Annotated in this window: 13 protein-coding genes and 3 pseudogenes; 12 read left to right on the forward strand and 4 right to left on the reverse strand. The window is 63.0% G+C overall.

All coding sequences use genetic code 11. The annotated features are described in order from the left end of the window. Nucleotides 1–31 precede the first annotated feature (31 nt). From E7813_RS07785 to E7813_RS07810, 6 genes and pseudogenes are all read left to right on the forward strand, one after another. Nucleotides 32–845: pseudogene (locus E7813_RS07785) on the forward strand (penicillin-binding transpeptidase domain-containing protein). Further along, nucleotides 818–1,135, forward strand: a pseudogene (locus E7813_RS07790) (DOPA 4,5-dioxygenase family protein); the annotation flags it as partial. The pseudogenes E7813_RS07785 and E7813_RS07790, both read left to right, overlap by 28 nt. Before the next feature lie 245 nt (nucleotides 1,136–1,380). Further along, nucleotides 1,381–1,845, forward strand: a complete 465-nt coding sequence (locus E7813_RS07795) for a hypothetical protein (protein WP_291572505.1) — start codon at nucleotides 1,381–1,383, stop codon at nucleotides 1,843–1,845. Nucleotides 1,846–2,064: 219 nt separating this feature from the next. Next, nucleotides 2,065–3,597, forward strand: coding sequence for an acyl-CoA carboxylase subunit beta (locus E7813_RS07800; RefSeq protein WP_291572508.1), 1,533 nt, complete (start codon nucleotides 2,065–2,067; stop codon nucleotides 3,595–3,597). Nucleotides 3,598–3,632: 35 nt separating this feature from the next. After that, nucleotides 3,633–4,079, forward strand: coding sequence for a DUF2214 family protein (locus E7813_RS07805; RefSeq protein ID WP_291572510.1), 447 nt, complete (start codon nucleotides 3,633–3,635; stop codon nucleotides 4,077–4,079). A 154-nt stretch (nucleotides 4,080–4,233) separates the two neighbouring features. Next, nucleotides 4,234–4,551, forward strand: a complete 318-nt coding sequence (locus E7813_RS07810) for a hypothetical protein (RefSeq protein ID WP_291572512.1) — start codon at nucleotides 4,234–4,236, stop codon at nucleotides 4,549–4,551. Between the two features lie 187 nt (nucleotides 4,552–4,738). On the opposite strand, the gene E7813_RS26130 is transcribed toward E7813_RS07810, so the two are convergent. Continuing rightward, nucleotides 4,739–4,867: a hypothetical protein gene (locus tag E7813_RS26130; protein ID WP_363331158.1), complete on the reverse strand. Its 129-nt coding sequence runs from the start codon at nucleotides 4,865–4,867 to the stop codon at nucleotides 4,739–4,741. Between E7813_RS26130 and E7813_RS26135 the strand changes: the two genes are divergently transcribed. Beyond that, complete coding sequence (locus tag E7813_RS26135) at nucleotides 4,861–5,016, forward strand: hypothetical protein (protein WP_363331159.1); 156 nt, start codon at nucleotides 4,861–4,863, stop codon at nucleotides 5,014–5,016. The genes E7813_RS26130 and E7813_RS26135 overlap by 7 nt on opposite strands. A gap of 78 nt (nucleotides 5,017–5,094) precedes the next feature. Beyond that, nucleotides 5,095–5,334, forward strand: coding sequence for a hypothetical protein (locus tag E7813_RS07820; RefSeq protein ID WP_291572516.1), 240 nt, complete (start codon nucleotides 5,095–5,097; stop codon nucleotides 5,332–5,334). Nucleotides 5,335–5,457: 123 nt separating this feature from the next. Here E7813_RS07820 and E7813_RS07825 read toward each other — a convergent pair whose 3' ends face one another. Continuing rightward, the gene (locus tag E7813_RS07825; RefSeq protein WP_291572518.1) at nucleotides 5,458–6,153 is read right to left on the reverse strand and encodes a winged helix-turn-helix domain-containing protein; all 696 of its coding nucleotides are present in this window, start codon (nucleotides 6,151–6,153) and stop codon (nucleotides 5,458–5,460) included. 75 nt (nucleotides 6,154–6,228) lie between these two features. Here E7813_RS07825 and E7813_RS07830 point away from each other — a divergent pair, with 75 nt between their 5' ends. The 3 genes and pseudogenes from E7813_RS07830 (at nucleotide 6,229) to E7813_RS07840 (ending at nucleotide 7,805) form a co-directional block, all read left to right on the forward strand. Continuing rightward, nucleotides 6,229–6,537: an NIPSNAP family protein gene (locus tag E7813_RS07830; RefSeq protein ID WP_291572520.1), complete on the forward strand. Its 309-nt coding sequence runs from the start codon at nucleotides 6,229–6,231 to the stop codon at nucleotides 6,535–6,537. A 42-nt stretch (nucleotides 6,538–6,579) separates the two neighbouring features. Continuing rightward, nucleotides 6,580–6,929: pseudogene (locus E7813_RS07835) on the forward strand (antibiotic biosynthesis monooxygenase). Between the two features lie 60 nt (nucleotides 6,930–6,989). Further along, nucleotides 6,990–7,805, forward strand: coding sequence for an isocitrate lyase/phosphoenolpyruvate mutase family protein (locus E7813_RS07840; protein WP_291572522.1), 816 nt, complete (start codon nucleotides 6,990–6,992; stop codon nucleotides 7,803–7,805). Between the two features lie 69 nt (nucleotides 7,806–7,874). Here the strand turns inward: E7813_RS07840 and E7813_RS07845 are convergent, their stop codons facing one another. Both E7813_RS07845 and E7813_RS07850 read right to left on the reverse strand, forming a co-directional pair. Continuing rightward, nucleotides 7,875–8,288, reverse strand: a complete 414-nt coding sequence (locus E7813_RS07845; RefSeq protein WP_291572524.1) for a hypothetical protein — start codon at nucleotides 8,286–8,288, stop codon at nucleotides 7,875–7,877. 120 nt (nucleotides 8,289–8,408) lie between these two features. Further along, nucleotides 8,409–9,614, reverse strand: a complete 1,206-nt coding sequence (locus E7813_RS07850) for a cytochrome c (protein ID WP_291572526.1) — start codon at nucleotides 9,612–9,614, stop codon at nucleotides 8,409–8,411. A gap of 298 nt (nucleotides 9,615–9,912) precedes the next feature. Between E7813_RS07850 and E7813_RS07855 the strand changes: the two genes are divergently transcribed. After that, a partial coding sequence (locus E7813_RS07855) for an indolepyruvate ferredoxin oxidoreductase family protein (protein ID WP_291572528.1) occupies nucleotides 9,913–12,925 on the forward strand: 3,013 nt, incomplete at its 3' end.

The following is a 12,925-nucleotide window of genomic DNA, read 5'->3' on the forward strand; positions in this document are numbered from 1 at the left end:
CCGCTGTTTCGAAGTTTACCCGGACGCTGCCTTGATCAACCGTCGCCACACCCTCGGCCTGCTTGCCGCCGCCAGCTTCTTGCCATCCAGCAGTTTTGCCGACATCGCAATCCAGCGCAGCGAGATTCGCACCGATCTGGCCAGGCGATTTACCGACGAGGGAACGGTCGGCGCCTTTGTCGGCTACAAGGTCGACGATGAACTCATCATCGCCAGCGACAAGGACCGGTCGGGGCAGGGGATGCTGCCGGCCTCGACCTTCAAAATTCCGAATTCGGTGATCGCGCTGGAGACCGGCGTGGTTGGCGATCCCGACGTCGACGTGTTCAAGTGGGACGGCGTGGTCAGAAGCATCGCGGCCTGGAATCGCGACCATACCCTACGCTCGGCGATCGCGGTCTCCGCCGTGCCGGTCTATCAGGAGATTGCGCGGCGTATCGGCGGGGACCGGATGCAAAAATATGTCGACCTGTTTGACTACGGCAACCGCGATATCGGCGGCGGCATCGATCAGTTCTGGCTGACCGGAAATCTGCGCATCGATCCGTTCCAGCAGGTCGACTTCGTCGACCGCCTGCGGCGCGGCGTCCTGCCGGTCTCGAAGCGCAGCCAGGATCTGGTTCGCGATATTCTTCCCGTGACCAAGGCCGGCGATGCCGTCATTCGCGCCAAGTCGGGGCTGCTGGGCGCCGAGATCGGCAAGCCATCGCTGGGCTGGATGGTGGGACGAGAAGGGCGGCGCGAACACGGTATTTGCGCTGAATCTCGATTGTATCGAGCCCCGCCATATTGCCGACCGCATGAATCTCGTGCAGCAGTGCCTTGCCGATATCGGCGCGATCTGATCTCGCGGGCGGAAGCCGAGCGATTGCGGGCGTGGATCGACGAGCGTTTCCCCGTTACCCTCGGCCGTTGGCACGATGTCAAGGTCGGCCCGCACGATCAGGCGATTTTTCAGGTGGCCTTTGCCGCCGAAGTATTTCCGGCGCTGGTACCCTGGCTGATGCTCAACCATGGGCGCTTGAGCATTCTGGTCCATCCCAACACGACAAATCCGCGCAGGGACCATCTTGCCGATCCGCTCTGGATTGGAACTCCAGTTGCCGTGCATGGCGAGAAGCTGCCGGAACAGGCCGCTCTGGAACAGGCGCCGCCGCCGAATACGCCCCGGTTATCGCGCCCTAGCGAATGCGGTGCACACTGCCACCTCTCCCACAAGGGGAGAGGGAGTTCAGCGTCGTTGCCCAAACATCGAGTTACGTCGCCAACAGAAGCCCGCCAAAGCTTGAACAGCTCGTGCAGGAAATCGCTCCATCGCCCCGCTGGCGCGTGATGCGCGGCTGGACTAGCATTTTCCTGCAAGAAACGCATGGAGGGATCATGAGTACGATGCCGCGCTTTCCGCAACTGACGATGGATCAACTCGACGAAGCGCAAAGGCCGTTCGCCGAGGAAGTCGTGAAGGTTTCGAGCCTCGGCATTGGCGGGCCGTACAATTCGTTGCTGCGCAGTCCGGTGCTCGGCCAGCGGCTCCTGGATCTGTTCCACTACCTGCGCTGGGAAACGTCGGTTCCGATGCGGCTCAACGAGTTCGCGATCCTGATTATCGGCCGGCAATGGCGGTCGCAGGTCGAATGGTTCGCCCATGCGCCGATCGCGCAAAAGGCCGGATTGACGCCGGAGATCATCGCCGAACTGAAAGCCCGCAAGCGACCGTCCAAGATGGCCGAGGACGAGGCGCTGGTGTACGATTTCGTCACCGAACTCATCACGACGAGGAGGTGTCGGACGCAACCTTTGCCCGCGCTAGGTCGATCTTCAGCGATCAGCAGATCGTGGATCTGACGGCGGTCGCCGGCAATTACGTCATGGTCGCCATGCTGCTGGCGATGGCGGAGCAAACCCTGCCGGCCGGCAAGGAGCCGCCATTTGGGGAAGGCGAGGAGTAGGTTCGCTTGGCCGCCGCTTGAGACGGAGGGGCAGGGTGCCAGATACCGGGAGGGGCGTTTCCCGCCGGCAAAAGGCCGTGTTAGAACCCGAGGGAAATCAAGCGGGAATGCCGACATGAAAGACATCCTGGACACCCTGGAAGAGCGCCGCGCCGGCGCCAAGCTCGGCGGCGGCGAAAAGCGCATCGAGGCGCAGCACGCCCGCGGCAAGCTGACCGCGCGGGAGCGCATCGAGCTTCTGCTCGACAAGGGTTCGTTCGAGGAGCTCGACATGTTCGTCGAGCACCGCTCGGTCGAATTCGGCATGGAAAAGACCAAGGTGCCGGGCGACGGCGTGGTCACCGGCTGGGGCACCGTCAACGGCCGCAAGACCTTTGTGTTCGCCAAGGATTTTACCGTGTTCGGCGGCTCATTGTCGGAAACCCACGCGCAGAAAATCGTCAAGATCCAGGACATGGCGATGAAGGCGAGGGCGCCGATCATCGGGCTTTACGATGCCGGCGGCGCGCGCATTCAGGAAGGCGTCGCGGCACTCGCGGGCTATTCCTATGTATTCCGCCGCAACGTCGTCGCCTCGGGCGTGATCCCGCAGATCAGCGTCATCATGGGGCCCTGCGCGGGCGGCGACGTCTATTCGCCGGCGATGACCGACTTCATCTTCATGGTGAAGAACACCAGCTACATGTTCGTGACCGGACCCGACGTGGTCAAGACCGTCACCAACGAGGTCGTCACCGCGGAGGAACTCGGCGGCGCCAGCGTGCACGCCACGCGCTCCTCGATCGCGGACGGCGCCTTCGAGAATGACGTCGAGACGCTGCTGCAGATGCGACGGCTGATCGATTTCCTGCCGTCGAACAACACCGATGGCGTGCCGGAGTGGCCGAGCTTCGATGACATCGGCCGGATCGATATGTCGCTGGACACGCTGATCCCCGACCATCCGAACAAGCCCTACGACATGAAGGAACTGATCCTGAAAGTCGTGGACGAGGGTGACTTCTTCGAGATTTCCGAGGCTTTTGCCAGGAACATCGTCACGGGCTTCGGCCGCATCGCCGGCCGCACCGTGGGCTTCGTCGCCAACCAGCCGATGGTGCTGGCGGGCGTGCTCGACTCCGACGCCTCGCGCAAAGCCGCGCGGTTCGTACGGTTCTGCGACGCCTTCAATATTCCGATCGTGACGTTTGTCGACGTTCCCGGTTTCCTGCCGGGCACCGCCCAGGAATATGGCGGGCTGATAAAGCACGGCGCCAAACTGCTGTTCGCCTATTCGCAATGCACGGTGCCGCTGGTCACGATCATCACCCGCAAGGCCTATGGCGGCGCGTTCGACGTGATGGCGTCGAAGGAAATCGGCGCCGACATGAACTACGCCTGGCCGACCGCGCAGATTGCGGTGATGGGCGCCAAGGGCGCGGTCGAGATCATCTTCCGCGGCGATATCGGCGACGCCGACAAGATCGCCGCGCGCACCAGGGAATATGAAGACCGGTTCCTGTCGCCCTTCGTCGCCGCCGAGCGCGGCTATATCGACGACGTCATCATGCCGCACTCGACCCGCAAGCGGATTGCGCGGGCGCTGGCGATGCTGCGGGACAAGAAAGTGGAAATGCCGGCGAAGAAACACGACAATTTGCCGTTGTAGGCAAACTGCCAGGCCAATTAACGTGAGCCCGCGCCATGACCACGCTATTCGCCTTTCTGCATCACTTCTGCGCCTTCACGCTGGTGTCGGCGGTAGCGGTCGAGTTGGCGCTGATTCGCGGCGAGCTGACGCTGGCCTCCGCACGCCGGTTGCAGGTCACCGATCTCGTGCTCGGTATCGCGGCGGGTGCGCTGCTGGTCATCGGGCTGTTGCGGGTGTTCTTTTTCGAGAAGGGCGCGGAGTATTATTTCCACAGCCACGCCTTCATGACCAAGTTCTCGGTCTTCATCGCGATCGGTTTGTTGTCGATCATTCCGACCATGGAATTCCTGTCGTGGCGCGCGGCGCTGAAGGCGGGGCAGGTGCCGGCGATCAGCGCCAAAAAGCTCAGGTTGGTCACCGCCGTCATTCATGGCGAATTGTTGAGCATTGTCATTATCCTGCTCTGCGCGGCCATCATGGCAAGGGGCGGATGGGTTTAGGATAGGTGGTGTCGTCATTCCGGGATGCGTCACTTGACGCAGGCCCGGAATCCATACTCGCTATCGTGGTTATGGATTCCGGGCTCATCGCTTCGCGATGCCCCGGAATGACGAGGGATGATATTTGCGCGAACGTTCACCAGGGAGAAAGCAAATGCCCTCAGCCTTTTTCGTCGTCCGCGCCACCGTCACCGATCCGGCCAAACGTGCGGCATTCGACCAGTGGTATCACAGCGAACACCTGCCCGACGCGGTGAAGGCATTCGGCGCGGAGCGGGCGTGGCGGAGCTGGAGTGTGAGCGATCCGTCCGTTCACGTGGCAAGCTATCAATTCACCGACCAGGCGGCGCTCGATCGCGCGATGAGCTGCGGCGACATGGAGCGGCTGGTGGCGGACTTTAACCGGGACTGGCCGGGGGTCACGCGCACGCGCGAGGTTTTCGTGCTGGCGGAGGAATTTTCCGCGACGTGATGGAAAATTTAGCCCGCCCGGTTCAGCCTCGGTTCATCTCGGCGCAGCAAAACTCTCCTCACCACTCACGGACTGCAAAGGAGGAGATGCTATGGAACGCCGCCACTTTCTAAAACTCACCTTTGGATTTGTCGCGGGCGCGGCCGCGCTTGCTGCGAGCGCGAAAGCCGCACCCTTGCCGCCGATTTCAGCGCAACCGGCTCTGCAGCCGCCTCGTACCGAGGTCCCTGAGCCTGCGGTCGTAACCCAGGACGATGTCGATCACCTCAAGCCCGAGGAAGTCCGCTGGGGACGTCACGGGCACGGGGGATGGCATCACCGCCACTGGGGCTGGCGTCGCCACCACTGGCGCCGCCGTCATTGGGGCTGGCGCCGCCGTCATTGGGGTTGGCACCGGCACCGCTGGCACCGGCGTCATTGGGGATGGCACCGCCATCACTGGCGCCGGCATCGGTGGTGACTTGATCATGCTTCGGCTGCCACAATCTTTGCATAATTCAGCAAACTAATTTCATCGTGTTCCAACAGGAAAGGAAGCTCCCCATGAAACTCCTTGCTGTCGTTGCGTTCGCTGCGGGTCTCAGTCTGGCCGCGATCTCCACGTCGCAGGCCATGCCGCTGGCCCCGCTCGATCAGGCCGTATCGGCCGACACCATCCGCGTCGCGGGTGGCTGCGGTCCCGGCTGGCATCGCGGCCCCTATGGCGGGTGCCGCCCGATGTACAATTGTCCGCCCGGCTGGCACTCCGGACCGTTCGGCCGCCACTGCTTCAGGAATTGGTGATTCGCGCGCGGGGCGGGGACGCGCTGTCGCTGTTCTCCGCCCGCGCCTGACGTCTTTGCTCGTCATGGCCGGGATCGGGCCCGGCCGTGCCGACGCGTTCCCGTAAACGAACGGCCGCCGTATCTATTCGGCGTCCCCAAACAGCGCCGCGAACCGCTTCTCGCCGGTGCGGCTGAAATTGACGACCCGGCTGCCGGGCGTTGTGTCGCGCGCGGCCCATTTCAGTTCGGTGAATCGCGTCATCATGGCAGCCCCCAGCGTGCCCGCCAGATGATGACGCCGCTCGCTCCAGTCGAGGCAGGCCTTGCACAGCGGACGGCGCGGATGGGTGAGGGTCTCAGCTGAGATCTGCAAGCTATCGGCCAGGAAACGTTTACCCTCGACGGTGAGTTCGATCGCCTGCTTGCTCTGCCGGAGCAGCCGCTGTTTCTTCATGCTGTCGAGCATCTGTACGCCGAGATCGCCGGCTAGGTGGTCGTAGCAGATCCGCGCGTGCCGCAGCGCCGGATCCTTTGGCCCGGTACGCACCCGCATGTGACCGGCGCGTGCGGCGACACCCTCGAGGCCTTCGAGCAGGCCTGCGACGTCGGGGTCGGAAAGCCGATAGTAACGGTGGCGGCCCTGTTTCTCCTGCTCGAGCAGGCCGCCCGCCTCTAGCTTCGATAAATGCGAACTCGCGGTCTGCGGCGTAATCCCGGCCTCGACCGCCAGTTCGCTCGCGGTCAACGCGCGCCCGGTCATCAGCGCCATCAGCATATTGGCGCGCGCGGGATCGCCGACCAGTGCGGCGATCATGGCGATATCGGGACCTGCTTTCATAGTTCGATGATAACCGAAGCATTCACGTCGATCAAGCGGCTATCCTGTAATATCCAGAAACCCCCGGAGGCTGCCGTGGCCATTACCGTTTTCATCCGCTACCAGCTCGATCCGTTCAAGCGCGCGATGTTCGAGGAGTACGCCAGACGCTGGCTCACCCTCATCCCGAAATGTGGCGGCGACCTGCAGGGTTACTGGATGCCGCACGAGGGCACCAACAACATTGCGTTCGCGCTGGTTTCGTTTGAAAATCTCGCCGGCTATGAAACCTATCGCGCCCGGCTCCGCGCCGACAAGGACAGCATGGCCAATTTTGCTTTCGCCGAGGAAAACAAGTTCATCCTGGCGGAGGAACGAGCGTTTTTGCGCAAGGTGACGTTATAGACCATAGATAATGAGCCGTCCGATGCGCCAGGGGAGATGCCGATGATCGCCGTTATTTTCGAGGTCTGGCCCAAGCCGGAGCACAAGCAGCACTATCTCGATCTTGCGGCCGAACTAAAGCCGATCCTGGAAACCATCGACGGGTTCATTTCGGTCGAGCGGTTCGAGAGCATCACCGAAAAAGGCAAGATGCTGTCGCTGAGTTCTTCCGCGATGAGGAAGCCGTCGCCGCCTGGCGCAACGTGCCGCAGCACCGCACGACGCAAGGCAAGGGCCGTGCGACGATTTTCGATAACTACCGGTTGCGCATTGCCGGGGTGATCCGCGACTACGGCCTGAACGAGCGCGCGCAGGCGCCGAAAGACAGCCGCGCCGCGCACGCGGCGCACTAGCGCCGAATGCCCGGCGTGGATATCGTTGGACAAACGCCACAAGAAATAACGGGAGAGAACATGCCGGTAACGACAGCAGACAAGCGCACGACATTCCGGAAGATGCACGTATCCGGATGTTTTCCGCTGCCCAACCCCTGGGATATCGGCAGCGCAAAGGCGCTGCAGCACCTCGGATTCAAGGCGATTGCCTCCACCAGCGCGGGATTTGCGTGGTCGATCGGGCGGGCCGACAACCGGGTCACCGTGGAGGATGTGCTGGAACATCTGACGGCGCTATGCGGCGCGGTCGATTTGCCCGTCAACGCCGATTTCGAGGGCGGTTTCGCGCACAAGGCCGAGAAGGTCGCGGCCAATGTCGCGCGCGCGGTGAAAACCGGCGTGGCCGGCTTGTCGATCGAGGATTCCACTGGCGACGCCGCCAAGCCGCTTTACGAGCGCCCCTTTGCGATCGAACGCATCAAGGCTGCCCGCGCGGCGATCGATGCCGACCACAGCGGTGTACTGCTGACGGGACGCTGCGAAGGCTTTCTGGTTGGCCAGGCGGATCTGGCCATGGTGATCGACCGTCTCCAGGCCTATTCCGAAGCCGGCGCCGATTGCCTCTATGCCCCCGGCATCAAGACCAAAGAGCAGATCGCGGCGGTCGTGAAGGCCGTGCATCCGAAACCGGTCAACCTGTTGATCGGCGCATCCGGCCTGAGTGTTGCGGAAGCGGCCGGTCTCGGGGTGCGCCGGATCAGCGTCGGCGGTTCGCTGGCGCGCACCGCGTGGGCTGGCTTCATGAAAGCCGCCACGGAGATTGCGGAGCAGGGCACCTTCAAGGAGCTCGGCAACGGATATCCGGGCGGCGAATTGAACAAGATGTTCAGTTGATGCGCGCAAACGGGCGCAGCAGGCAAGTATGCCCGCTGCGCAGTCAGTTCAGATCATTCAATTCCGACGTTACTTGTTGGTATCCGCCGGCGGCTGGGCCGGAGCGGGGGGCTGGGCCGGGGTAGCCGGAGCAGCACCGGTCGTCATCCCGGGCGACGTGTTGGCGCGCGGCGTCACGTCACGCATGCCCGGAGGCGTTGCGGGCGGGGCGGTCTGCGCGGTGTTCTGCGCCGTCGACGAGGTGCCGGCCTGGTTGATGGTCGAGTTGTTCAGGCCGTAGAACACGGCACCCAGCACCACGGCGATGGCGACCGCGAACATCGCAATCTTGCCACCGCTGGCGGGGCCTTCGGCGAGTTCGGGATCGGCCTGCAACTCATTGTCGAGACGAGCCTGACGGCGAAAGTCGCTGTCAGTGAGATTGGAACGATAGGGATCGTTCGGGGAACGATAGGGATCGTCCGGATTGCGTTCGTAGGCCATGATGGGTTCCTCCGTTATAGCCTGTAACAACCGATGGGCGCAGCGCGGGTTCCTGATTCGAAACAATCTTTGTGTGCGGTGGAACTCTGCTTTGCACGAACGATGGTAGCGGTTCGCCGCCTACTTCTCGCGTCTTGCCTTCTTCACCTGGTCCGCCGTGACCGGCGGCGCCGCGTTGCCCCAGGAATTTCGGATATAGGTCGCGACATCCGCGATCTCCTGATCGGACAGTTTCGCGTAAGACGGCATCGAGCCGGTATTGGGTGCGCGCGGCGTCGTCACCGTCTGGGCGCCGTCAAGAAGGATGCGCAGGGTACTGGAGGGATCGACCGACTGCAGATTGGCGTTGCCGGGCAGCGGCGGATAGATCCGCGGCGCGCCGGTGCCATCGGCCTCGTGGCAGGCGATGCAGGCATGGGCATAAAGCCCCGCACCCGTCGTTATGACATCCTGCGCAGGCGGGGTCACCGCGGGTTCCGGCGCGCCCGCCGGCAGATCCTTCAGATAGACCGCGATGGCGCGCACATCCTCGTCGCTCATCTTCGCGGTCGAATTGACGACGACCTCGGCCATCAGCCCGTCGGCATGGCTGCGGGCGTTGCGGCCGCTCTGGAGATATTCGACGATATCGTCGGCGCTCCATGATTTCAGGCCGCTTCGCTCGGCGCCGTCGAGGCGCGGTGCAAACCAGCCCTGTACCAGGCCGCCGCCATACATTCGGTCGCGCTTGTCGGCGCCGAGGATGTTTTTGGGCGTGTGGCATGCGCCGCAATGCGCCGCACCTTCGACCAGGTAGCCGCCGCGATTCCATTGCCCGGCCTTTTGCTGGTCGGGCTGGAATATGCCGGGCTGAAAGAACAGCCAATCCCAGCCGCGCATGAATACCCGGTAATTCAGCGGCCAGAGCAGTTCCGGCGGCGGTGGCCTGTTGCGCAGCGGCTCAAGGGTCGCAAGATAGGCGCGGATAGCCAGCACATCGTCCCGTATCAGCTTGGTGAAGCTCGGATAGGGAAATGCGGGGTAGTAGCGGGAGCCGTCGCGCCTGATACCGTAATGCAGCGCGCGGTAGAACTCGGCGTCGCTCCAGGTCCCGATGCCGGTATCGCGATCCGGCGTGAGATTGGGCGAATAAATCCCGCCAAAGGGGGTATCGATCCTCTTTCCCCCGGCGAAGGGCTTCGCCGGGTCGGCGGTATGGCAACTGGCGCAATCGCCGGCTATGGCCAGCGCCTTGCCCCGTGCGATGGTCTCGGCGGAGGGCTCGGCCCGCGCTTTGCCGCTGGCGAATGCGGTGCACAAAAACAGAATCGCGAGAATCGCTCGCATTGCGCAAAATGGCCCCGGCACCGATCGGTCTTCCCTTGGGGCAATATAGCGCGAAACCGGGGCAACCAGAGCGTTACGTCGTTTCGCGGCAGCCTCGCGCCACGACACTAAGCGAAAATAGCTGCCGCCGTATCCGGCATGAAATTGCGATTTGCGGGCGCAGAGCTTCATTGTCCAGATTTGTGGTGCGCTGGCTGTAAAAACCGACATAGACTGGTTCTAATCGATTGAATGACTAAGTAAAAAGAGCCGCGCCGCCAGCTTCGCTCGGACGCCGCTCGGGTTTCAAGAGGGTGGAATGGGAATCAACCAGGGTCCGATCAGTCTCGACCAGAAATACACCCAGCAATCCGGCCACGTCTTCCTGACCGGGATCCAGGCGCTGGTTCGCCTGCCGATGGCCCAGATCCGCCGCGACCGCGCCGCCGGTCTCAATACCGCGGGTTTCGTCACGGGATACCGGGGTTCGCCGCTCGGCGGCTACGACCAGCAATTGTTCGCCGCGCGCAAGCACCTTGAGCAATACAATATCAAATTCCAGCCCGGCGTGAACGAGGACCTTGCGGCCACGGCGGTCTGGGGCTCGCAACAGCTCAACCTGTCGCCCGGCGCCCGGCACGAAGGCGTGGTCAGCATCTGGTACGGCAAGGGGCCCGGCGTCGACCGCTGCGGCGACGTGTTCCGCCATGGCAATGCCGCGGGCTCGGCCAAAAACGGCGGCGTGCTGTGTCTGGCCGGCGACGACCACGGCGCCAAATCCTCCACCGTGCCGCATCAATCGGACCACGCCTTCATCTCCGCGCTAATGCCGTATCTCTATCCCTCCAGCGTCCATGAAATGATCGAGATGGGGATGCTCGGGATCGCGATGTCGCGTTATTCCGGCTGCTGGGTCGGCATGAAGGTGATCACCGAAACGGTGGAAACCACCGCCGAGATCGATCTTACCGACGAGATGAAGCCGTTCATCATCCCTGCCGATTTCGAAATGCCGCCGGGCGGACTCAATCTGCGCTGGCCCGACGACCGCTACGATCAGGACCGGCGGCTGCAGGACTACAAGGGTTTCGCCGCGGTCGCCTTTGCCCGCGCCAACAAGGTCAACCGCATCACCATGGATTCGCCGAACGCGCGCTACGGCATCATGGCGTCGGGCAAGAGCTACGAGGACATCAGGCAGGCGCTGCGCGAACTCGGGGTGACGCCGGAAGTCGCCGCCAAGATCGGGCTCAGGCTTTACAAGATCGGCATGCCGTGGCCGCTGGAGCCGCAAGGCGTGCGCGAATTCGCCGTCGGGCTCGAAGAAATCTTCATCATCGAAGAGCGCCGCGAGATCGTCGAGAATCAGGTCAAGCAGGAGCTGTTCAACTGGCGTGACGACGTACGTCCCCGCATCATCGGCAAGATGGACGACCACGACAAGCGTTTCCTGCCGTTCGCCGAGGAGCTCAGCGTGGCGTCGCTGGCAAGCTCGCTCACCGAGCGGTTGTTGCGGCTCAATCTAAACCCCGAAATCGCCGCCATGTTGCGCGCCAAGGCCGACTGGTTCAACGGCCGCCAGGCCACGCAGATGCAGGCGGTGGCGCCGGTTACCCGCACGCCGTATTTCTGCTCGGGCTGTCCGCACAACACCTCGACCCGGGTGCCCGACGGCAGCCGCGCGTTTGCAGGCATCGGCTGCCACTTCATGGCGCTGTGGATGGATCGCAACACCGAAACCTTCACCCATATGGGCGGCGAGGGCGTGCCGTGGGTGGGTGTCGCACCCTTCACCGACGAAAAACACGTGTTCGCCAACCTCGGCGACGGCACCTATTTCCACTCCGGCAGTCTGGCGATCCGCCAGGCCATCGCCTCCAAGGCCAATATCACCTACAAGATCCTCTACAACGATGCGACCGCGATGACCGGCGGCCAGCATGTCGATGGCGAACTGTCGCCGCAGCAGATCACCTTCCAGCTTCACTCCGAAGGCATCCGCGATATCTATCTGGTGTCGGAAAACCCCGATGCTTATCCAGCTTCCGACATCGCGCCCGGCACCAAGACCGCGCATCGCGACGAACTCGACGCCGTCATGAAGACGCTGCGTCAGGTCGAGGGCGCATCCGCGATCGTATTCGTGCAGACCTGTGCCGCCGAAAAACGCCGCCGCCGCAAGCGTGGCACGCTGGAGGATCCGCCGCGCCGCGTCATGATCAACCCCGCGGTATGCGAAGGCTGCGGCGACTGCTCGGTGCAGTCGAACTGCATTTCGGTCGAGCCGCTGGAGACCGAAATGGGGCGCAAGCGCACCATCAATCAATCCAGCTGCAACAAGGATTATTCCTGCCTGAAGGGCTTTTGCCCGTCCTTCGTCACGGTCGATGGCGGCAAACTCCGCCGCCGCGCGCCCGCCGGTCTCGGCGATATCGGCGATTTGCCCGAACCGGCATCGAGGCCCTCGCTCGATCAGCCCTACAATGTCGCGGTTGGCGGCGTCGGCGGCACCGGCGTTTTGACCATCGGCGCGCTGCTCGGCATGGCCGCGCATATCGACGGCAAGGCCTCGATGATCCTCGACATGTCCGGACTTGCGCAAAAGGGTGGCGCGGTGCTGAGCCACGTCCGGCTGTCCGAACATCCCGCCGACGTCACCTGTTCGCGCATCGTCACCGGCACGGCTGACCTCGTGATCGCCGCCGACGAAGTGGTGGCGGTGGCGAAGGAAACCATCACGCTGTGCGAATCCGACCGTACCTTTGGGGTCATCAACACCCATCTCATTCCGATCGCGGATTTCATCATGAACCGCGATTTCAATTTCCAAAGCCGCAAGGTCAACAGCGTGCTGGAAACCGCATTGCGCAAGGATTCGTCGTTCTTCGATTTCACCAGGCCCGCCGAAGTCCTGCTCGGCGATTCCATCGCCACAAACATGATGATGATGGGCTATGCCTATCAGAAGGGACTGCTGCCGCTTTCGGCCAAGTCCATCGAGCAGGCGATCGAGGTCAACGGCGTCGCGGTCAAGATGAATACGCAGGCGTTCCAGTTGGGACGGCTGGCGGCGGCCGATCCGGCGCGATTGGCGGCGATGATGAAGAGCCAGGACGAGACCGTCGCGCCGAAAACACTGGATGCGATGTCGCTGGATGAGATCATCGCCCACCGCAGCGCGCTGCTGACCGATTATCAGGACGAAAAGCTCGCGAAACGCTACCGCGATCTGGTGACGCAGGTCCGCAACGCCGCGGTCAATGGCGGCTTCGGCGATGAACTGCCGCGCGCGGTCGCGATCAACTACGCCAAGTTGCTCACCTACAAGGACG

Origin of the sequence: Bradyrhizobium sp. (genome assembly GCF_004799405.1) — a bacterium.
Lineage (GTDB): Bacteria > Pseudomonadota > Alphaproteobacteria > Rhizobiales > Xanthobacteraceae > Bradyrhizobium.

Bases quoted from the DNA above. Each gene is read 5' to 3' on its own strand.
- E7813_RS07795 (WP_291572505.1), top strand. From the start codon at position 1,381: ATGAGTACGATGCCGCGCTTTCCGCAACTGACGATGGATCAACTCGAC.
- E7813_RS07800 (WP_291572508.1), top strand. From the start codon at position 2,065: ATGAAAGACATCCTGGACACCCTGGAAGAGCGCCGCGCCGGCGCCAAG.
- E7813_RS07805 (WP_291572510.1), top strand. From the start codon at position 3,633: ATGACCACGCTATTCGCCTTTCTGCATCACTTCTGCGCCTTCACGCTG.
- E7813_RS07810 (WP_291572512.1), top strand. From the start codon at position 4,234: ATGCCCTCAGCCTTTTTCGTCGTCCGCGCCACCGTCACCGATCCGGCC.
- E7813_RS26135 (WP_363331159.1), top strand. From the start codon at position 4,861: ATGGCATCACCGCCACTGGGGCTGGCGTCGCCACCACTGGCGCCGCCG.
- E7813_RS26130 (WP_363331158.1), bottom strand. From the start codon at position 4,867: ATGCCATCCCCCGTGCCCGTGACGTCCCCAGCGGACTTCCTCGGGCTT.
- E7813_RS07820 (WP_291572516.1), top strand. From the start codon at position 5,095: ATGAAACTCCTTGCTGTCGTTGCGTTCGCTGCGGGTCTCAGTCTGGCC.
- E7813_RS07825 (WP_291572518.1), bottom strand. From the start codon at position 6,153: ATGAAAGCAGGTCCCGATATCGCCATGATCGCCGCACTGGTCGGCGAT.
- E7813_RS07840 (WP_291572522.1), top strand. From the start codon at position 6,990: ATGCCGGTAACGACAGCAGACAAGCGCACGACATTCCGGAAGATGCAC.
- E7813_RS07845 (WP_291572524.1), bottom strand. From the start codon at position 8,288: ATGGCCTACGAACGCAATCCGGACGATCCCTATCGTTCCCCGAACGAT.
- E7813_RS07850 (WP_291572526.1), bottom strand. From the start codon at position 9,614: ATGCGAGCGATTCTCGCGATTCTGTTTTTGTGCACCGCATTCGCCAGC.